The following is a 20,230-nucleotide window of genomic DNA, read 5'->3' as shown; positions in this document are numbered from 1 at the left end:
CCAGAGCGTAATAAACAAGTGCTCGATGAGCCTGCGGCGTGGGCAGGTCGCGGATTATAGCGAAGACTGCGCGTGGCGGACACCTCGCCGTCTGCTTGCGTGGTCTTTCAGGGCTGTGGGTTCTATGCCAAACTCAGCGACTTTCGGGCCTGCCTAACAGGATTTATGCTCCCCTTGTCACCCAGCTTGCTACCCACCCTCGCCGCCGCCGTCCTTTATGCCGCTGCGACCTTCTATCAAGGCTCTCGCCTGGCCTCCGGCGCCAAGGCAAACAAGCGCCTGCTGGTTACGCTGGGCATCCTGGCCCTGCTCGCCCACGGCCTCAGCCTGCTGACCCACCTGCTGACTCCGGCGGGCCTGGGCCTGGACTTCTTCAGCGCCGCCAGCCTGATCGCCGCCGCGGTCATTGCCCTGACCCTGCTGGCCTGCTGGCGGATTCCGGTGGAAAACCTGCTGGTGCTGTTATTTCCCCTGGGCGCCCTGACGGCCCTGCTGGCGCAGTTCGTGCCCACCGGCACGGTGCCGGTGATCGATGAGGAGCCGGGGATTCTCGCCCACATCCTGTTGTCGATCCTCGCCTACGGCATGTTCACCATCGCGGTCTTCCAGTCGTTGTTGCTGCTGGTGCAGGACCACCAATTGAAGAACAAGCACCCTTCCGGCCTGATCAGGAACTTCCCGCCCCTGCAGACCATGGAAAGCCTGCTGTTCGGCTTTCTCTGGGCCGGCTGGACCCTGCTGTCGCTGTCGCTGATCTCCGGCTGGCTGTTCGTCGAAAACCTGTTCGCCCAGCACCTGGTGCACAAGACCTTGCTGGCCTGCCTGGCCTGGGTGGTGTTCAGCGTGCTGCTGTGGGGTCGCAACCGCCTGGGCTGGCGCGGGCACAAGGCGATTCGCTGGACCCTTGCAGGTTTCTGCCTGCTGATGCTGGCGTACTTCGGCAGCAAGCTGGTTCGTGAATACATCCTGCACATCTGACGACCGGCCATGACCGACTCCCTGCCCTCCGGGCCCATGCTCGCGGTAATCGCCCTGCTGATCGTCTGGTCGGGGCTGTTCACCGCCATCGACGCCGCCCAGCAACACCTGCTGACCCAACGCAACGGCTCGCGCTCCGGGGACAAAGCGACAGCGCGACTGGCCTTCCCCAAGGAAAGCCTGATCCTGTGCAATACCCTGTGCCGGGTCCTGGCGGTGATCATCAGCACCTTGCTGGCGCTGTTCTACTGGGCGGAAGAAGGCCCCTGGCTGGCCTGCCTGATCAGCACCAGCGGCTTGCTGGTACTGGCCGAATACCTGCCCCGCACCCTGGCATTGCGCTACCCGGAAGGCACCCTGAGCTTCGGCAACAGCCTGCTGGCGATCCCCATGAAGCTCGTCTATCCCCTGGCCTGGCTGCTCAACGCCATCGGCCAACTGCTGTTGCGCCCGTTTGCCGCCAAGGCCAGCGCGGTCAAGCACAGCGACGATGATCCGGCGCTGCTGGACGACGAGCCCACGCCTCAGGAACACCACGCCCTGTCCGGCATCCACGCCCTGGACAACATCACCGTCAACGACATCCTGGTGCCCCGCAGCGAAGTGCAGGGCATCAACCTCGACGACCCGATCGAGGAGATCATTGCCCAACTGCGCCTGAACAAACGCACCCGGCTACCGGTATTCCACAGTGATATCAATCAGGTCGAAGCGGTGCTCAACACCCGGCAGATCCGCCACCTGCTGCCCGACGCCAGCCTGACCAAGGAAGCCCTGCTGGCCGCCTGCCATGAACCCTACTTCGTCCCCGAAAGCACCCCGCTGCAACTGCAACTGCTCAACTTCCACAAGCAGCAACGGCGCCTGGGCATGGTGGTGGACGAATACGGCGAAGTGCTGGGCATCGTCACCCTGGAAGACATCCTCGAAGAAATCGTCGGCGAGTTCGAAAGCGAGCACAGCCTGGACAACCCCCACATCCACCCGCAGGCCGACGGGCGTTATGTGGTGGAAGGCGCGGCCTCGATTCGCGAACTGAACAAGAGCCTGGGCTGGCACCTGCCCAGCGACGGCCCAAAGACCCTCAACGGCCTGGTCACCGAAGCCCTGGAAACCATTCCCGACAGCGCCGTGTGCCTGAAGATCGGCCGCTACCGCCTGGAGATCCTCGAAACCGAGGAAAACCGCGTCAGCCGCGTGCTGCTCTGGCACACCAGCAGCGTTCCCGCCCGGGTCTGACTCGCAGCCGATACGCCACAGGCGCTGATGCCGGCGCCCTTTCCGGCCCGCAACGGGCTCTCGGGGCCTGGCACAGTGACGCAAACCCGGCAACGAGCACAGGCCTTGTTGGATCGTTAGCAGCCTTTCTATAATCGCGCTGCTTACCCAAGCCCCGCAGATCCGCGTGCTACCCGCACCGCAGACGATCCTGCAGGCATCACCCGCCACCGTTCGACGTCACTCCCATCCCGAGTGACGAGCGCGCCAAACCCACATCCCTGGGTGCTCGACCATAATAATTCGCTCCACAGGAGCACAGACTGTCAGGGATATCCGCATGACGACCAGCACCACCTACAGCGCCACCGCGCCTGCCCAACCGAGCAACTCCGCCTCTCGGGTGGCCACCGCCAGTTTTATCGGCACCGCCATCGAGTTCTACGATTTCTACGTCTACGCCACCGCCGCCGCGCTGGTGATCGGACCGGTGTTCTTCCCCCAGAGCTCCGGCACCGCGCAAATGCTCTCGGCTTTCTTGACCTTCGGCATCGCCTTTCTCGCCCGCCCCCTGGGTTCGGCGCTGTTCGGCCATTTCGGCGACCGCATCGGGCGCAAATCGACCCTGGTCGCTTCGCTGCTGCTGATGGGGGTCTGCACCACCCTGATCGGCGTGTTGCCGGGCTATGACAGCATCGGCGCCTGGGCACCGATCCTGCTCTGCGTGCTGCGCTTCGGCCAGGGCCTCGGACTGGGCGGTGAATGGGGCGGAGCCGCTCTGCTGGCCACGGAAAACGCCCCGGCTGGCAAACGCGCCTGGTTCGGCATGTTCCCGCAACTGGGCCCCTCCATCGGCTTTCTCGCCGCCAACGGCCTGTTCCTGGCCCTGGCCATGGGCCTGGACGACGAGCAGTTCCGCGCCTGGGGCTGGCGCATTCCGTTTCTGCTCAGCGCCGCGCTGGTGATGGTGGGGCTCTACGTGCGCCTGAAGCTGCACGAAACCCCGGTGTTCGCCAACGCCGTGGCGCGCCAGGAGCGGGTGAAGATGCCGCTGGTGGAACTCTTCAGCCAATACTGGATGCCGGTGCTGCTGGGCGCCGCCTCGATGGTGGTGTGCTACGCGCTGTTCTACATCTCCACGGTGTTTTCCCTGAGCTACGGCGTCGCCACCCTGGGTTACAGCCGCGAGACGTTCCTCGGCCTGCTGTGCTTTGCCGTGCTGTTCATGGCCACAGCGACCCCGCTGTCGGCCTGGGCCAGCGATCGCTTCGGGCGCAAGCCGGTGCTGGTGGTTGGCGGCGTGCTGGCGATTCTGTCCGGCTTCACCATGGAACCGCTGCTGACCCAGGGCTCCACCGCCGGTGTAGCACTGTTTCTGTGCATTGAGCTGTTCCTGATGGGGGTGACTTTCGCCCCGATGGGCGCGCTGCTGCCGGAGCTGTTTCCGACCCATGTGCGCTATACCGGCGCTTCGGCGGCTTACAACCTGGGGGGCATTGTCGGCGCTTCGGCCGCACCCTTCTTCGCCCAGAAACTGGTGGCGATGGGTGGGTTGAGCTGGGTCGGCGGGTATGTGTCGGGGGCGGCGATCCTGAGCTTGATCGCGGTGCTGTGCTTGAAGGAAACGCGCAATAACGATTTGAATCGGGTCGTCTGAGCGGCCGCTTCGCGAGCAAGCTCGCTCCTACAGGTTCAATCCGGACCTTGTAGGAGCGAGCTTGCTCGCGATGCGTCTCAGAGTTCGACGACGACCGCTTGTGCAGCACGGGTCGCCTTGGCCCGGGCTGCTTCGATCGACTCGTCACGGGCCAGGGCCACGCCCATGCGCCGCTGGCCATTGACTTCCGGCTTGCCGAACAGGCGCAGCGCAGTGTCCGGCTCGCTCAGGGCGACGCCGAGGTTGGCGAAGGCGGTCTGGGTGGATTTGCCTTCTACCAGAATCACTGCCGAAGCCGATGGACCGAACTGACGGATCAGCGGGATCGGCAGGCCGAGAATCGCCCGCGCATGCAGGGCGAACTGCGACAGATCCTGGGAAATCAGGGTCACCAGGCCGGTGTCGTGAGGGCGCGGCGACACTTCGCTGAACCACACCTGATCGCCCTTGATGAACAGTTCCACGCCGAACAGGCCGCGGCCGCCCAGGGCTTCGGTCACTGCCTTGGCCACACGCTCGGATTCGGCCAGGGCTTTGGGGCTCATGGCCTGCGGCTGCCAGGATTCCTGGTAGTCGCCCTTCTCCTGACGATGACCGACCGGCGCGCAGAAGGTGGTGCCGCCCACGTGGCGCACGGTCAGCAGGGTGATTTCGTAGTCGAAGTCGATAAAGCCCTCGATGATCACCCGGCCCTTGCCGGCACGCCCGCCTTCCTGGGCGTAGTCCCAGGCTTTCTGTACGTCATCGACGCTGCGCAGCAGGCTCTGGCCCTTGCCCGAGGAGCTCATCACCGGCTTGACCACGCACGGGAAGCCCAGGTCTTGCACGGCCTTGGCGTAGTCTTCGAAGGTGTCGGCGAAGTGGTACGGCGAGGTCGGCAGGTCCAGCTCTTCGGCGGCCAGGCGGCGGATACCTTCGCGGTTCATGGTCAGCGAAGTGGCCCGCGCGGTCGGGATCACGGTAAAGCCTTCAGCTTCCAGCTCCACCAGGGTCGCGGTGGCGATAGCCTCGATTTCCGGAACGATGAAGTGCGGCTTCTCGGCTTCGATCACCGCCCGCAGCGCTGCACCATCGAGCATGTTGATCACGTGGCTGCGATGGGCCACTTGCATCGCCGGGGCGTTGGCGTAGCGGTCCACGGCAATCACCTCGACACCCAGGCGTTGCAGCTCGATCACCACTTCCTTGCCCAACTCACCACAGCCACAAAGCAAGACGCGGGTCGCGGTTGGCGACAATGGAGTTCCGATACGAGTCATCTGAAGGTCCTCAAAGGAGCGAATCATCGAGGGCCGAGCGCCAGGCGGACGACCCAAGGGGGAAAGAGCGCGGCATTTTACATGAACCGCGGCCTTTGGCTCAGCCGGCGCACGCCGCTTTGCGCAAACGCCAGGCCATGGCCAGCCAGACCACGGTGACCCCGGCGAACTTCGAGCCCAGGGCGGTGAGGATCACCCCCGGGGTCATGGCATCGATCATGCCGTAGAAGATGAAGGTATCCAGGGGAATGCTCAGGGCCGAACTGATCCACAGGCGATCATGCAGGGGCCGCTTGGTGATGCTGAACACCAGCCAGTCGATGCATTCCGAAACGGCGAACGCGCTGGCGCTGGCCAGGGCAATGGTCGGGTCGGAGGTGACATAGGACAACACCAGGGCCGCCAGCATGGCGACGACGGCGCCATGGCCGAAGCGAGTCTGCACCATGTCCCGCAGGACAAACACCAGCCCGCCCCAGGCCGACCAGACGATATCCAGCTGCGGCGCGACGGAAAAGGCGTAGTTGATCAGCACGACACTGCTGATATAGGTGATCAGGAAGAGCATGGGGCGAAGAGTACCTGTCGGGAAGGCGCACAGGTTACTGCAGGCCAGGGGTTGGGCCAAGAAACCCTTGCGCCGGCAAGCTGGCTCCCACGCATCGCCTGCAGGAGCCGGCGAATGGCCGGATCAGCTCGCCGAGCTGGAACCGACCATCCACAACAGTCCACTGGACTTGGCCCGCTCGTGGCACAGGGCCAGGACGACGCGGCGCTCGTTGTTGTCCATGCGACTCCAGCGGGTGATTTCCTCCACCGTGCGCTGACAGCCGGTGCAGATGTCCTGTTCATCCAGGGCACAGATGCTCACGCAAGGCGAGGCGACGGGTCTTTCAGGGGCAGTCATTGTTCTTGCTCAACCAGATCTCGGGCATAACGCTGGCCATTATGAACGTAGTGGGCGGCGCTGGCTTCGAGCATTTTCTTCTGCGCCTCGGTCAGCTCGCGCACCACCTTGCCGGGCGAGCCCATGACCAGCGAGCCATCGGGGATTTCCTTGCCCTCGCCGATCAGCGCGTTGGCGCCGATGATGCAGTACTTGCCGATCTTCGCGCCATTGAGCACCACCGCATTGATGCCGATCAGGCTGTAGTCGCCCACGGTGCAGCCATGCAGCATGGCGTTATGGCCGATGGTCACGCCGGTGCCCAGGGTCAGTGGAAAGCCCATGTCGGTGTGCATCACGGCCCCGTCCTGGACGTTGCTGTGCTTGCCGATCAGGATCAGTTCATTGTCGCCACGCAACACGGCGTTGAACCACACACTGGCCCCTTCTTCGAGCTTGACCTTGCCCACCAGGGTGGCATTCGGGGCCACCCAGCTCTGTGGATGGGTGTCGACTCGGGCGTCGCCCAGGCGGTATTTCATCTTGTTGTCCTTATGGTTCAGGCAGCCGCGGTTTATGCCATGCCAAGCCATGGCTTCAGGTGTCGATAAAGGATTTCGGCGGGTGATGCAGGCTGATATCGGCGTCGTACAGCAGGTTGACCAGTTCGACCACCATGATCGCGGTCAGGCCCCAGATCTTGTACTCGCCGAAACGGTAGCTGGGGACATACCAACTGCGGCCCTGGTAGTCGATACGGTGGGTGTGTTCGCGAGGGTCCTGGCGGAAGAATTCCAGGGGCACGCTGAAAACAGCGGCAATCTCGGCATCATTGGCCCGGTATTCGACGTAATCGGGAATCACCCCGACGTAGGGCGTGACCTTGATCCCGTGCAGGGAAACCAGCGGACTCAAGGGGCCGATGACCTCCACCAGTCCGGGCGGCAGACCGATCTCTTCTTCGGCCTCGCGCAGGGCGGTGAAGATCAGGTCCGGGTCTTCCGGATCGCGCCGGCCACCGGGAAAGGCCACTTCACCACCATGGGTCGACAGCCCGCTGGCACGCAGGGTCAGCACCAGTTCCGGTTCGTCGCTGCGGGTGATGGGAACCAGCACCGCAGCCTCGGGGAAACGTCGGTCGGTCTCCAGGGTTCGTGGGGTGTAATGGCTTACCCGATGAAGTAGCTCGTCCAGCATGAGGCATCTCGATCTGTTGGCTACCGTGCATCATGCACCAATCCAATCGGTGGCCCAACCCCCGCTCCCGGGCATGTCGCTTAACGACAACTTGCCGACAACCGGACGGCGCGCCAAGATAGCCCCAGCCTTTTCGGATACCCCTCATGAAATTTTGCAGCCAGTGCGGCAACCCGGTGACCCAGCGCATTCCCGACGGCGATTCGCGCCTGCGCTTTGTCTGCGATCACTGCCAGACCATCCATTACCAGAACCCCAACATCGTTGCCGGCTGCCTGGCGACCTGGGAAGGCAAGGTGCTGTTGTGCCGCCGCGCCATCGAACCACGCCTGGGCTACTGGACCCTGCCGGCGGGCTTCATGGAAAACGGCGAGACGGTGGAACAGGCGGCCATCCGCGAAACCTTCGAGGAAGCCTGCGCCCGGGTGCGCAACCTGAATATCTACACCCTGATCGACGTGCCGCACATCAGCCAGGTGCATGTATTCTTTCGCGCCGAGCTGGCGGACCTGGACTTTGCCGCCGGTCCCGAGAGCCTGGAAGTGCAGTTGTTCGAGGAAGCCGATATCCCTTGGTCCGAGCTGGCTTTCCGCACCGTCGGTCGTACCTTAGAATGCTTCTTCGCTGACCGGCGGGCACAGGCTTATGCCGTACGCTCCGAATCCATTCCGCCGCTCTCTCAGCCTGCCATCAGTTAAACAATAAAAACGTGCACGGAATCTGTGCGCGCCTGGGGATATCGTGTCAATGCGCTGGTTGCTTGCCCTGCTGTGCTGTTCCGTCGTCACTCTGTCTCAGGCCTCCACGGTGGAAACCCTGGACGGCAAGGTCATCGAAAAGGTCCTGGTGCTCAAATCCGCCCATCAACTGCAGTTGATCAATGGCGGCAAGCCACTGAAAACCTACCGGATCTCCCTGGGCAAGAAGCCCAAGGGGCCCAAGCTCATGGAAGGCGATAAACGCACCCCGGAAGGCCTCTACTGGCTCGACTGGCGCAAGACCAGCGACCGCTACAACCTGGCCATGCACATCTCCTACCCGAACATCACCGATGCCGCCCGCTCGCGTCGCGAAGGGGTCAATCCCGGCGGCATGATCATGATCCACGGCACCCCGGACACCGAAGAGTTTCCCGAGCAGTACTTCCACACCCTGGACTGGACCGATGGCTGCATCGCCATGCGCAACGTCGACATGCGCGAAGTCTGGGGCCTGGTGAAAGACGGCACACTGATCGAAATCCGCCCTTAACGGCCTCCCGGAAAAAATATTTCTCCCCCCGCCGCCCTCCCCGGGCGCGCATACCACTTGGCGACCCGCTGCGGGTCGCCACCTCGACTCAAGGCCTTCGCGGCCAGACCTGCCTAATACCACTTCAATCATTTATCCTCTCATGCACCCCGAAAGCGCCGGATTTACTGCACTTCAGCCCGATAGATGGCGTTGACATGGTATTTAAGTGGTATTAGTTTTTCGGCATTACCGGGCGACAACAACCTAATAACCGCATCGGAAAACCTACAGATGAATCACCTCCTGACCTTGCGTCCCGACGACTCCCAGCCGACCCCGCTGTACCTGCAACTGGCCCGCAACCTGGAAGCGGCGATCCACTCCGGCCAATGGAAAGCCGAGCAGGCACTGCCTTCGGAACGCAACCTCAGCGAACTGCTGGGCATCTCCCGAGTGACCGCGCGCAAGGCCCTGGAAGTGCTTTTCGAGCGAGGCCTGATTCGTCGCAGCCAGGGCTCGGGCACCTTCATCACTCCGCGCCTCGAACAGCCCCTGTCGCGCCTTTCCGGCTTCAGCGAGATGCTGCGCCTCAAAGGCTTCGTCCCCGGCTCGCAGTGGCTGGAACGCACCCTCACCCCGCCGACCCACGAAGAGCTGATCCGCCTCGGCCTGTCGCCCAACGACAAGGTGGCGCGGCTCAAGCGCCTGCGCAAAGCCGACGATGCGGTCATGGCCATTGAGATGAGCACCCTGCCGGCCAGCATCATTGCCAGGCCCGAGGCGGTGGGTGATTCGCTCTACGAGTACCTCGACAGCATCGGCCGCCCCGTGGTCCGGGCCCTGCAGCACATCCAGGCGATCAATGCCTCGGACGAGTTTGCCGCCCTGGTGGGCATTGCCCCCGGCACCGCCATGCTGCTGATGACCCGGGTCGGCTACCTGGAAGACAACACGCCGATCGAAGTCACCGACACCTATTGCCGCAACGACTACTACGACTTCGTCGCCGAGCTGCGACGCTGAATCCGCCCCCTGGAGCCAGAGAAACGCCCATGTCCGAAGACAACATCCTCACGCCCCAAGGCTGGGTCCGTGGCCGCCTGGTCCATGAGCACGGCAAGGTCGTGGCCATCGAAGGCAGCCCCTGCGACCCGGCGGACAATGACCTGCCCTACCTGCTGCCGGGCTTCATCGACCTGCACGTCCACGGCGGTGGCGGCCAGGACGTCATGCAAGGCCGCACAGCTTTCGAAACCATCACCCGTACCCACGTGCGTTTCGGCACCACCTCGCTGCTGGCCACCACCATGACCGCCCCCAGCGCGGAAATCAGCCAGGTCCTGGCCGAGCTCGGGGTCTACGCCGAGCAGCGCCCCCAGGGCTGTGCCCGAGTGCTCGGCGTGCACCTGGAAGGCCCCTACATCAACCCCGGCAAGCTCGGCGCCCAGCCCAACTTCGCCCACACCGCGCTCATGGCGGAAGTGGAGAAGTACCTGCAACTGGCGCCCATCCGGGTGATCACCATCGCCCCGGAAATCGCCGGCCACGACGCGCTGATCCGCGAACTCAGCGCCCGCGGCGTGCGCATGCAGATCGGCCACACCCTGGGCAGCTACGAAGAAGGCGTGGCCGCCCTCGCCGCCGGCGCCACCAGCTTCACCCACCTGTACAACGCCATGAGCCCCCTGCATCACCGTGAGCCGGGCATCGTCGGCGCCGCCCTGGCCCATGCCCAGTACGCGGAGCTGATCCCCGACCTGCTGCACGTGCACCCCGGCGCCATGCGCGTGGCCCTGCGCTCGATCCCGTGCCTGTACTGCGTCACCGACTCCACCGCCGCCGCCGGCATGCCCGACGGCGAATACCGGCTCGGCAGCCACACCGTGACCAAGTGCCTGGGCGGTGTGCGCCTAGCGGACGGCACCCTGGCCGGCAGCACCCTGACCATGGATCAGGCCCTGCGCAATCTGGTGAAGATCGGCTTGCCCCTGGCCGAGGCCTCCCAGCGCCTGTCGCAATTTCCCGCCGATTACCTCGGCATCCCCGAACGCGGCCGCCTGCAACCCGGCAGCTGGGCCGACAGCGTGCGCCTGGACCGCGCACTCACACTGACCGCCGTCATGGTCGAAGGAGAAGACATTGACTTCAAAAATGCTTGAAGAGGCGCTGTCCTCGCACAGCGCCGTCCGCAGCCAGTTGCAGCACCTGGACCCGTCCCTGGTCGAGGTCGCCGGCCGCCTGGGCCGCCAGCCGCCACAAGTGGCCATGACCGTGGCCCGGGGCAGCTCCGACCATGCCGCCAGCTACTTCGCCTACCTGACCATGCAACAGGTGGGCATCCCGGTGGCCTCGCTGCCGATGTCGGTGGTGACCATGCAACAGGCGCCCTTGCGGGTCAGCGGCCAGGCGGTGTTCGCCTTCTCGCAATCGGGCCAGAGCCCGGATCTGGTGAACAGCGTGCGCCTGCTGCGCAAGCGCGGGGCCCTCAGCGTAGCCATGGTCAATGCCGAACACAGCCCCCTGGAGGCCGCCAGCGAATTCTCCCTGCCGCTGTACGCCGGCACCGAGCAGAGCGTGGCGGCGACCAAGAGCTTTATCGCCACCCTCAGCGCCAGCGCCCGGCTGATCGGTCACTGGAACGAGGACAGCCACCTGCTGGAGGCCGGCCTGGCTCTGCCCGAAGGCCTGCAACAGGCCGCGACCCAGGACTGGAACCTGGCGGTCAATGCCCTGCGCGATTGCCAGCGCTTGATGGTGATCGGCCGTGGTGCCGGCTTCGCCATCGCCCAGGAAGCGGCGCTCAAGCTCAAGGAAACGTCGGCGATCCAGGCCGAAGCCTTCAGCAGCGCCGAAGTGCGCCACGGCCCGATGGCCCTGATCGACCACGACTACCCGTTGCTGGTGTTCGCCCCCCGGGGCGCCGAACAGGGCGGCCTGCTGAGCCTGGCGGCGGACATGCGCCAGCGCGGCGCCAAGGTGCTGCTGGCGGCGCCGGATGACATCGGTGAGCGGGACCTGACCCTGAGCCGCGCGGAACACCCGGTGCTGGACCCGATCCTGGCGATCCAGAGCTTCTATGTGATGGCCGCCGGCCTGGCCGAGGCCCGCAGCATGGACCCGGATCAGCCGCGCCACCTGAGCAAAGTGACCCGCACGCACTAAGCCCCTTTGATCGATGAGTACTGCGCCATGCACAACAACAATAACGACCTGACGCTCAGTGCCCCCCTCAGCGGGCCTGTCCTGCCGCTGAGCAGCGTCCCCGACCCGGTGTTCGCCAGTGGCGCCATGGGAGACGGGATTGCCATCGACCCGCTCAACGACACGCTGCACGCGCCCTGCGCCGGGCAAGTGGTGCAGATCGCGCGCACCGCCCATGCGGTGACGCTGCGGGCCGCCAACGGTGCCGAATGGCTGCTGCACCTGGGCCTGGACACCGTCGAACTGCAAGGCGAAGGCTTTGCCCTGCTGGTGGAACAAGGCCAGCAAGTCAGCGCCGGCCAGCCCCTGCTGCGGTTTGACCTGGACCATGTGGCGCAGCACTGCCGGAGCCTGATCAGCCTGATGATCCTGACCAACGGCGAACACTTCGAGCTGCGTCACCTGAACCTGTCTTCGGTCAAGGTCGGCGAGCCGTTGCTGCATCTCAGCCGCCGCACGGATGCCGCCAGGCCGGAGCTTTCCCGGGCCGACGCCAGCGAGCAGGCCAGCGCCCGGATCCGGGTCGCCCACCGCGGCGGGCTGCACGCTCGCCCGGCCGCGCTGGTGCGCCAGACCGCGGCGGCATTCAACAGCCACTCACAGCTGAGCTTCAAGGACAAAAGCGCTCCCTGCACCAGCCTGATCGCCCTGATGGGCCTGGGCATCGGCGAACAGGATGAAGTGCTGGTCAGTTGCCAGGGCGATGATTGCCAGGCCGCCTTGCAGGCGCTGCTCAAGACGCTAGGCAGCGCCCTGGCGGACGATGCCCACGCCGCAGCGCCGGCCGCACCCCAGGTGCTGCGCCCGGCCACCGAGGATGGCGTGTTGCAAGGCGTCTGCGCGGCACCCGGGCTGGCTTGCGGCCCCCTGGTGCGCCTCAACGCCATGGAGCTGCCCAAGGACAGCGGCCAGCACCAACCCGAGTCGCAGCGCCAGGCCCTGAGCGCGGCCCTGGAGCAGGTGCGCGGGGATATCCTGCGCACCCTGGAACAGGCCCGGCAACGCCGGGATCAGCAGGAACAGGACATCTTCAACGCCCACCTGGGGCTGCTGGAAGACCCGACCCTGCTGGACGCCGCCGACGCCGCCATCGCCCAGGGACGCGCCGCCACCCATGCCTGGAGCGCCGCCATCGCCGAGCAATGCCAGGTCCTGCAACAACTGGGCAATCCGTTGCTGGCCGAGCGCGCCAACGACCTGCGGGACCTGCAACAACGGGTGCTGCGGGCCTTGCTCGGCGAAGCCTGGCAGTACCAGTTGCCCCCGGGGGCCCTTGTCGCCGCCCAGGAGCTGACCCCGTCCGACCTGCTGCAACTGAGCGCCCAGGGCGTGGCCGGCCTGTGCATGGCCGCCGGCGGCGCCACCTCCCACGTGGCCATCCTCGCCCGCAGCAAAGGCCTGCCTTGCGTGGTGGCCCTGGGCCCGGAGCTGCTTGAGCTGGAGCACCTTCCGGCAGTGGTGCTCGATGCCGATGGCGGACGCCTGGAACTGGCACCGGACCCGCAACGCATCGCCCGGGTGCAAGAGGCCGTTGCGGCCCGGAGACAGCGCCGCGAGCAGCAACGCCAGCAAGCCGGTGACCCGGCCCTGACCCGGGACGGCCAGTCGATCGAGGTGGCGGCCAACGTCGCCTCCAGCGCCGAGGCCCGGGACGCGCACCAGGGGGGCGCCGATGGCGTCGGCCTGCTGCGCACCGAGTTCCTGTTCGTCGATCGGCAGACCGCCCCGGACGAAGCTGAGCAACGCCAGGCCTACCAGGCAGTGCTCGACGCCATGGGCGACAAGCCGGTGATCATCCGCACCATCGATGTCGGCGGCGACAAGCAGCTGGACTACCTGCCATTGCCGGTGGAAGCCAACCCGGTGCTGGGCCTGCGCGGCATCCGCCTGGCTCAGGCAAGACCGGAGCTGCTGGACCAGCAATTGCGCGCCCTGCTGCAGGTCAGCCCGGTGCAACGTTGCCGGGTGATGCTGCCGATGGTCAGCGAAGTGGCCGAGCTGTTGCACATCCGCCAGCGCCTGAAGCAGCTCGCCGCCGAACTGGGCCTGACCCAACAGCCGGAACTGGGGGTGATGATCGAAGTGCCGGCCGCGGCCCTGATGGCCGAGCAGTTGGCGGAACACGCCGACTTCCTCTCCATCGGCACCAACGACCTGTCCCAGTACACCCTGGCCATGGACCGCGACCATGCCGGACTGGCGGCGCGGGTCGACGCCCTGCACCCGGCCCTGCTGCGACTGATCGCCCAGACCTGCAGCGGTGCCGAGCGCCATGGGCGCTGGGTCGGCGTCTGCGGCGCCCTGGCTTCCGATCCCCTGGCCACCCCGGTGCTGATCGGCCTGGGCGTGCGCGAACTGTCGGTGAGCCCGCCGCAGGTGGGGGAAATCAAGGACCGGGTGCGCCAACTGGATGCCGCCGAATGCCGCCGGCTGAGCCAGCCGCTGCTCGACCTCCAGGGTGCGGTCGCGGTGCGCGAGGCCTGCGCCCGGCACTGGCCGCTGAACCCATAACAAGCATTCCAGGAGAGACGCCATGTACCAGTACTTCATCGAGGGCCTGCAACGCCTCGGCCGCGCCCTGATGCTGCCCATCGCCATCCTGCCGATCGCCGGCCTGCTGCTGCGCCTGGGCGACACCGACCTGCTGAACATCGCCATCATCCACGATGCCGGGCAATCGATCTTCGGCAACCTGGCGCTGATCTTCGCCATCGGCATCGCCGTGGGCTTTGCCCGGGACAACAACGGCACCGCCGGGCTGGCCGGGGCCATCGGCTACCTGGTGATGATCTCGACCCTCAAGGTGCTGGACGCCAGCATCAACATGGGCATGCTCGCCGGGATCATCAGCGGCCTGATGGCCGGCGCGCTGTACAACCGCTTCAAGGACATCAAGCTGCCCGAATACCTGGCGTTCTTTGGCGGCCGGCGCTTCGTGCCCATTGCCACCGGCTTCAGCGCCGTGGGCCTGGGGCTGGCGTTCGGCCTGATCTGGCCGCCGATCCAGCACGGCATCAACAGCTTCGGCCAGTTGCTGCTGGAAAGCGGCAGCTTCGGCGCCTTCGTCTTCGGCGTGTTCAACCGCCTGCTGATCGTCACCGGCCTGCACCACATCCTCAACAATATGGCCTGGTTCATCTTCGGCAGCTTCACCGACCCGAGCACCGGCGCGGTGGTCACCGGCGACCTGACCCGCTACTTCGCCGGGGACCCCAAGGGCGGCCAGTTCATGACCGGGATGTTCCCGATGATGCTGTTCGGTCTGCCCGCCGCCTGCCTGGCGATGTACCGCAACACCTTGCCGGAACGGCGCAAGGTGATGGGCGGGATCTTCCTGTCCATGGCCCTGACCTCGTTCCTTACCGGGGTCACCGAACCCATCGAATTCGCCTTCATGTTCCTCGCCCCATTGCTGTATCTGGTGCACGCGCTGCTCACCGGCCTGGCCATGGCCCTGACCAACCTGTTGAACATCCACCTGGGGTTCACCTTCTCCGGCGGCGCCATCGACATGGCCCTGGGCTGGGGACGCTCCACCAACGGCTGGAAAGTGTTCCCGGTGGGGCTGCTGTACGCGGTGGTGTACTACCTGGTGTTCGACTTCTGCATCCGCCGCTTCAACCTCAAGACCCCGGGGCGCGAAGACAGTCCATCCGGGGACAAGAGCGAACTCAACGCCGATCAGCGCGCCGCCGCCTATATCAAGGCCCTGGGCGGTGCGGCCAACCTGATCACGGTCGGCGCTTGCACCACGCGCCTGCGCCTGGAGCTGGCGGACCGCAACCTGGCCGCCGACGCAGAATTGAAAGCCCTGGGCGCCCTGGCCGTGGTGCGCCCCGGCAAGGGTGGCAGCTTGCAGGTGGTGGTGGGACCGATGGCCGACAGTATCGCCGACCAGATCCGTCTGGCGCTGCCGGCGGCAGCCCCAGTCGCGGCGCCAGCGGCACCAGTCGAGGCCACTCAATCGATCGAAGTCTCCACCCAGGAAGCCCTGCAGTGGCTCAACGCCCTGGGCGGCCGGGACAATCTGTTGCAGGCCGACTGCGTCGCCCTGACCCGGTTGCGGGTGCAACTGAGTGACAGCCGCAGCCTGTCGGAGTCGGCGCTCGACGCCCTGGGCTGCCAGGGTATGCGGCGCATGGAGGGGGATGTCTGGCACGTGCTGATTGGCCAGAAGGCCGGGGGATTGCAGGCCGCTCTGCAAACGCTGCTGCACAAGAAGGTGGGTGCGAGAGCCTGAAAACGCCTTCGCCGGCAAGCCGGCTCCTACGCTGATCCCGTAGGTGCCGGTTTGGCTGAAAAGTCCCACAAAAAAGCCCGCTGACCGTCTCCGGTGCAGCGGGCTTTTTATCGGTGGATCACTTCAGAACGTTTCAAGACGCCAGACTTCATAAGCCGGCGTCTCGTAGGGATGGCTCTGCTTGAGAGCCGCCACTGCATTGGCGATCAGTTCATCGGCCACCACCAGCTCGACCTTCCATTCCTCCACCCGCTCCACCTGACCGGTCTGCCCGAGAAACGGCTGGCTGCCGTCCAACGGGCGAAACTGGCCCTGGCCGAGCACCTGCCAGGCGCACTGGTCATAGGCGCCGATACGTCCGCCACCGGCGGCAAATACGGCGCTCTTGACCTGCTCCACATGACTGGGAGGCACGAAGAAGCTGAGCTTGTACATCAGCCTCAGTTCACCCAGGCACGTGCGTTGCGGAACATCCGCATCCACGCCGCGTCTTCGTTCCAGTCATCCGGACGCCAGGAGTTCTGTACGGCACGGAACACCCGCTCAGGGTGCGGCATCATGATGGTGACGCGACCGTCGCGGCTGGTGAGGCCGGTGATCCCGCGCGGCGAGCCGTTCGGGTTGGCCGGGTAACGCTCGGTGACCTTGCCGTGGTTGTCGACGAAGCGCAGGGCCACGCAGCCGGACAGATCGGCTTCCAGCAGGGCCTCCTCGCTTTCGAATTCCGCATGGCCTTCGCCGTGGGCGATGGCGATCGGCATCCGCGAACCGGCCATGCCCTGCAGGAAGATCGAGTTCGACTCCTGGACCTGGACCATGGCCACACGGGCTTCGAACTGCTCGGAGCGGTTGCGTACGAAGTGCGGCCAGAACTCGCTGCCCGGGATCAGCTCGTGCAGGTTGGACATCATCTGGCAACCGTTGCACACGCCCAGGGTGAAGCTGTCGGTACGCTCGAAGAAGCCCTGGAAGGCGTCACGCGCGCGGCTGTTGAACAGCGCCGACTTGGCCCAGCCCTCACCGGCGCCCAGTACGTCGCCGTAGGAGAAGCCGCCGCAGGCCACCATGCCCTTGAAGTCGTTGAGGTCGACACGACCGGCGAGGATGTCGCTCATGTGCACGTCGATGGCGTTGAAGCCGGCGCGGTCGAAAGCCGCCGCCATTTCCACCTGGCCGTTGACGCCCTGCTCACGCAGCACCGCCACCTGTGGACGCACGCCTTTCTTGATGTAAGGCGCGGCGATGTCCTGGTTGACGTCGAAGCCCAGCTTGACGCTCAGGCCCGGGTTGTCTTCTTCCAGCAGGACGTCGAATTCCTGCTCGGCGCACTCGGCGTTGTCCCGCAGACGCTGGATCTGGTAGCTGGTTTCCGCCCACTGACGCTGCAGCAGACGGCGCTGGCCGGTGAACACGCTTTCGCCGTTGTAGGAGATGCTCACTTCACCGTTGTTGATCGGCTTGCCGATCACCGCCACGCAGTCGCCCAGACCGGCAGCGCTGAACTGGGCCAGCACGCCCGGGGTCGCATCCTGCCGCACCTGGATCACCGCACCCAGTTCTTCGTTGAACAGGATGGCGGCGATTTCCGCGGCGTTTTCCGCCACGGCGTCGAGGGTCAGGTTCAGACCGCAATGACCGGCGAAGGCCATTTCCAGGGCGGTTACCAGCAGGCCGCCATCGGAACGGTCGTGGTAGGCCAGCAGGTGGCCGTCGGCGTTGAGGCCCTGGATCACGGCGAAGAAGGCTTTCAGGTCTTCGGCGTCATCGACGTCCGGCGCTTGCTTGCCGAGCTTGCCGTGGGTCTGGGCCAGAATCGAGGCGCCCATGCGGTTCTGCCCGCGACCGAGGTCGATCAGGATCAGATCGGTGGTGCCCTTGTCCATGCGCAGTTGCGGGGTCAGGGTCTGACGGATGTCCGCCACTGGCGCGAAGCCGGTCACGATCAGCGACAGCGGCGAGGTGACGCTCTTGTCCACGCCTTCTTCGTTCCAGCGGGTGGCCATGGACATCGAGTCCTTGCCCACCGGGATGGTGATGCCCAGCTCGGGGCACAGCTCCATGCCCACGGCCTTGACCGTGTCGTACAGACGCGCGTCTTCGCCCGGGTGGCCGGCGGCCGACATCCAGTTGGCGGAGAGCTTGATGTCGCTGATTTTGTTGATCCGCGAGGCGGCGATGTTGGTCAGGGTTTCGCCGATCGCCATGCGGCCGGACGCCGGGGCATCCAGCAGGGCCAGCGGCGTGCGCTCGCCCATGGCCATGGCTTCACCGGCGTAGACGTCGAAGCTGGTGGCGGTCACGGCCACGTCGGCCACCGGCACCTGCCATGGGCCGACCATCTGGTCACGGGCCACGAGGCCGGTGATGGTGCGGTCGCCGATGGTGATCAGGAAGCTCTTGCTGGCCACGGCCGGGTGGTGCAGGACGCGCTCGATGCTCTCGGCGATATCCAGGGTGCTTGGATCGAAATCGTCACCCAGCTCGGTTTCCCGCACGGCCGAACGGTGCATGCGCGGGGCCTTGCCCAGCAGCACTTCCAGGGGCATGTCCACCGGGCTGTTGCCGAAGTGGCTGTCGGTCACGGTCAGCTGTGGCTCGGCAGTGGCTTCGCCGACCACCGCGAATGGGCAACGCTCGCGCTCGCAGATGGCCTTGAAGCGTTCGAAGTCTGCTGCGCCCACCGCCAGGACATAACGCTCCTGGGATTCGTTGGACCAGATTTCGTGCGGGGCCATGCCCGGCTCGTCGTTGGGAATGTTGCGCAGTTCGAAGCGACCACCGCGGCCGCCATCGTTGACCAGCTCCGGGAAGGCGTTGGACAGGCCGCCGGCGCCGACGTCGTGGATGAAGCTGATGGGGTTGTTGTCCCCCAACTGCCAGCAACGGTCGATGACTTCCTGGCAACGGCGTTCCATTTCCGGGTTTTCACGCTGTACCGAGGCAAAGTCCAGGTCCGCCGAGCTGGTGCCGGTGGCCATGGAGGAAGCGGCACCGCCGCCCAGGCCGATGAGCATCGCCGGGCCGCCGAGGACGATCAGTTTCGAACCGACGGTGATCTCGCCTTTCTGTACGTGCTCGTCACGGATGTTGCCCATACCGCCCGCCAGCATGATCGGCTTGTGGTAGCCACGCACTTCATCGCCACGGGGGGTGTTGATGGACTGTTCGAAGGTACGGAAGTAACCGGTCAGGGCCGGACGGCCGAATTCGTTGTTGAACGCGGCGCCGCCCAATGGGCCTTCGATCATGATGTCGAGGGCGTTGACGATGCGCTCGGGCTTGCCGTACGGCACTTCCCACGGCTGTTCGAAGCCCGGGATCTGCAGGTTGGACACGGTGAAGCCGGTGAGGCCGGCTTTCGGCTTGGCGCCGCGGCCGGTGGCGCCCTCGTCACGGATCTCGCCGCCGGAACCGGTGGAAGCCCCCGGGAACGGAGCAATGGCGGTCGGGTGGTTGTGGGTCTCGACCTTCATCAGAATGTGCACCGGCTCCTGCACCGCGCCGTACTGGCGGGTTTCAGGGTTCGGGTAGAAGCGCCCGGCAACGGAACCGACGATCACCGCGGCATTGTCCTTGTAGGCGGACAGCACACCTTCGCTGTGCATCTGATAGGTGTTCTTGATCATGCCGAACAGGCTTTTTTCCTGGCTCTGGCCATCGATGTCCCAACTGGCGTTGAAGATCTTGTGGCGGCAGTGCTCGGAGTTGGCCTGGGCGAACATCATCAGTTCGATGTCGTGGGGATTACGCTTGAGGCCCTGGAAGGCGTTCATCAGGTAATCGATTTCGTCTTCGGCCAGGGCCAGGCCCAGTTCGCTGTTGGCTTTTTCCAGCGCGGCGCGGCCGCCGCCGAGGATGTCGATGGCGGTCAGCGGCTTGGGTTCGGCGTGGCTGAACAGGCCGGCGGCCTGCTCCAGGTTGGCCACCACGATCTGGGTCATGCGGTCATGCAGGGCATCGGCAATCGACTGGGCGTCGGCGTCGCTGAACTCACCGGTCACGTAGAAAGCGATACCGCGCTCCAGGCGCTGGACTTTGGCCAGGCCACAGTTACGGGCGATGTCGCTGGCCTTGCTCGACCAGGGCGAGATGGTGCCGAAACGCGGCAGGACCAGGAACAGACGACCGCTCGGCTCTTGTACCGGAACGCTGGGGCCGTACTTCAGAAGGCGCGCAAGCACCTGCTGTTCGTCGCCGGTCAGGACGCCGGTGACTTCGGCGAAGTGAGCGAATTCAGCATACAGGCCACTGACAGCTGGAACCTTCTGGCTCAGTTGTTCAAGGAGTTTGCTGTGGCGAAAGGCAGAAAGGGCAGGAGCGCCGCGCAGGATCAACATCTTCGGGACAGCCTCGGGAAGGGG

At 65.3% G+C, this 20,230-nt stretch carries 17 protein-coding genes; 10 read left to right on the top strand and 7 right to left on the bottom strand.

What is annotated here, in order from left to right:
• Window positions 1–165 precede the first annotated feature (165 nt).
• The 3 genes from PST29_RS05520 (at window position 166) to PST29_RS05510 (ending at window position 3,853) form a co-directional block, all read left to right on the top strand.
• Complete coding sequence (locus tag PST29_RS05520; RefSeq protein ID WP_060837687.1) at window positions 166–978, top strand: cytochrome C assembly family protein; 813 nt, start codon at window positions 166–168, stop codon at window positions 976–978.
• A 9-nt stretch (window positions 979–987) separates the two neighbouring features.
• Window positions 988–2,217 (top strand): HlyC/CorC family transporter, encoded by a 1,230-nt coding sequence (locus tag PST29_RS05515; RefSeq protein ID WP_060842562.1) that lies wholly within the window; start codon window positions 988–990, stop codon window positions 2,215–2,217.
• A 319-nt stretch (window positions 2,218–2,536) separates the two neighbouring features.
• Window positions 2,537–3,853 carry an MFS transporter gene (locus PST29_RS05510; protein ID WP_060842561.1) on the top strand — a complete coding sequence of 439 codons (1,317 nt, stop codon included), beginning with the start codon at window positions 2,537–2,539 and terminating at the stop codon, window positions 3,851–3,853.
• Window positions 3,854–3,930: 77 nt separating this feature from the next.
• Here the strand turns inward: PST29_RS05510 and purT are convergent, their stop codons facing one another.
• The 5 genes from purT to PST29_RS05485 form a co-directional block, all read right to left on the bottom strand.
• Window positions 3,931–5,112, bottom strand: a complete 1,182-nt coding sequence (gene purT / locus PST29_RS05505) for a formate-dependent phosphoribosylglycinamide formyltransferase (RefSeq protein WP_060837684.1) — start codon at window positions 5,110–5,112, stop codon at window positions 3,931–3,933.
• A 100-nt stretch (window positions 5,113–5,212) separates the two neighbouring features.
• Window positions 5,213–5,680: a VUT family protein gene (locus PST29_RS05500; protein WP_060837683.1), complete on the bottom strand. Its 468-nt coding sequence runs from the start codon at window positions 5,678–5,680 to the stop codon at window positions 5,213–5,215.
• A gap of 123 nt (window positions 5,681–5,803) precedes the next feature.
• Window positions 5,804–6,019, bottom strand: a complete 216-nt coding sequence (locus PST29_RS05495; RefSeq protein WP_060842560.1) for a DUF1289 domain-containing protein — start codon at window positions 6,017–6,019, stop codon at window positions 5,804–5,806.
• A complete protein-coding gene (locus PST29_RS05490; protein ID WP_060837681.1) occupies window positions 6,016–6,540 on the bottom strand; it encodes a gamma carbonic anhydrase family protein in 525 nt (174 codons plus the stop codon). Before PST29_RS05490 ends, PST29_RS05495 begins: the two co-directional genes overlap by 4 nt.
• 55 nt (window positions 6,541–6,595) lie before the next feature.
• Window positions 6,596–7,195 carry a CoA pyrophosphatase gene (locus PST29_RS05485; protein WP_060842559.1) on the bottom strand — a complete coding sequence of 200 codons (600 nt, stop codon included), beginning with the start codon at window positions 7,193–7,195 and terminating at the stop codon, window positions 6,596–6,598.
• A gap of 146 nt (window positions 7,196–7,341) precedes the next feature.
• Here PST29_RS05485 and PST29_RS05480 point away from each other — a divergent pair, with 146 nt between their 5' ends.
• The 7 genes from PST29_RS05480 to nagE all read left to right on the top strand — a co-directional run bounded on the left by PST29_RS05480 (window position 7,342) and on the right by nagE (window position 15,869).
• Complete coding sequence (locus PST29_RS05480; protein ID WP_060837679.1) at window positions 7,342–7,893, top strand: NUDIX hydrolase; 552 nt, start codon at window positions 7,342–7,344, stop codon at window positions 7,891–7,893.
• A 49-nt stretch (window positions 7,894–7,942) separates the two neighbouring features.
• Window positions 7,943–8,446 (top strand): L,D-transpeptidase family protein, encoded by a 504-nt coding sequence (locus PST29_RS05475; protein ID WP_047301939.1) that lies wholly within the window; start codon window positions 7,943–7,945, stop codon window positions 8,444–8,446.
• Window positions 8,447–8,719: 273 nt separating this feature from the next.
• Window positions 8,720–9,451 (top strand): GntR family transcriptional regulator, encoded by a 732-nt coding sequence (locus PST29_RS05470; RefSeq protein ID WP_060837678.1) that lies wholly within the window; start codon window positions 8,720–8,722, stop codon window positions 9,449–9,451.
• A gap of 29 nt (window positions 9,452–9,480) precedes the next feature.
• A complete protein-coding gene (nagA, locus tag PST29_RS05465) occupies window positions 9,481–10,587 on the top strand; it encodes an N-acetylglucosamine-6-phosphate deacetylase (protein WP_060837677.1) in 1,107 nt (368 codons plus the stop codon).
• On the top strand, window positions 10,568–11,590 hold the full coding sequence (locus PST29_RS05460) for an SIS domain-containing protein (RefSeq protein WP_148659595.1): 1,023 nt from the start codon (window positions 10,568–10,570) through the stop codon (window positions 11,588–11,590). The genes nagA and PST29_RS05460 overlap by 20 nt, the downstream gene beginning before the upstream one ends.
• A gap of 27 nt (window positions 11,591–11,617) precedes the next feature.
• On the top strand, window positions 11,618–14,140 hold the full coding sequence (ptsP, locus tag PST29_RS05455) for a phosphoenolpyruvate--protein phosphotransferase (RefSeq protein ID WP_060842557.1): 2,523 nt from the start codon (window positions 11,618–11,620) through the stop codon (window positions 14,138–14,140).
• 22 nt (window positions 14,141–14,162) lie between these two features.
• Window positions 14,163–15,869 carry an N-acetylglucosamine-specific PTS transporter subunit IIBC gene (gene nagE / locus PST29_RS05450; RefSeq protein WP_060842556.1) on the top strand — a complete coding sequence of 569 codons (1,707 nt, stop codon included), beginning with the start codon at window positions 14,163–14,165 and terminating at the stop codon, window positions 15,867–15,869.
• Between the two features lie 123 nt (window positions 15,870–15,992).
• Here the strand turns inward: nagE and PST29_RS05445 are convergent, their stop codons facing one another.
• Entirely contained in the window at window positions 15,993–16,304 is a 312-nt protein-coding gene (locus tag PST29_RS05445; protein WP_060837673.1) for a Nif3-like dinuclear metal center hexameric protein, read from the bottom strand.
• A gap of 5 nt (window positions 16,305–16,309) precedes the next feature.
• Entirely contained in the window at window positions 16,310–20,206 is a 3,897-nt protein-coding gene (gene purL, locus PST29_RS05440; RefSeq protein WP_060842555.1) for a phosphoribosylformylglycinamidine synthase, read from the bottom strand.
• Window positions 20,207–20,230 lie beyond the last annotated feature (24 nt).

It is taken from the genome of Pseudomonas sp. St29 (genome assembly GCF_001547915.1).
Classification (GTDB): Bacteria; Pseudomonadota; Gammaproteobacteria; order Pseudomonadales; family Pseudomonadaceae; genus Aquipseudomonas.
This window is presented reverse-complemented; position numbering and strand designations above follow the sequence as displayed.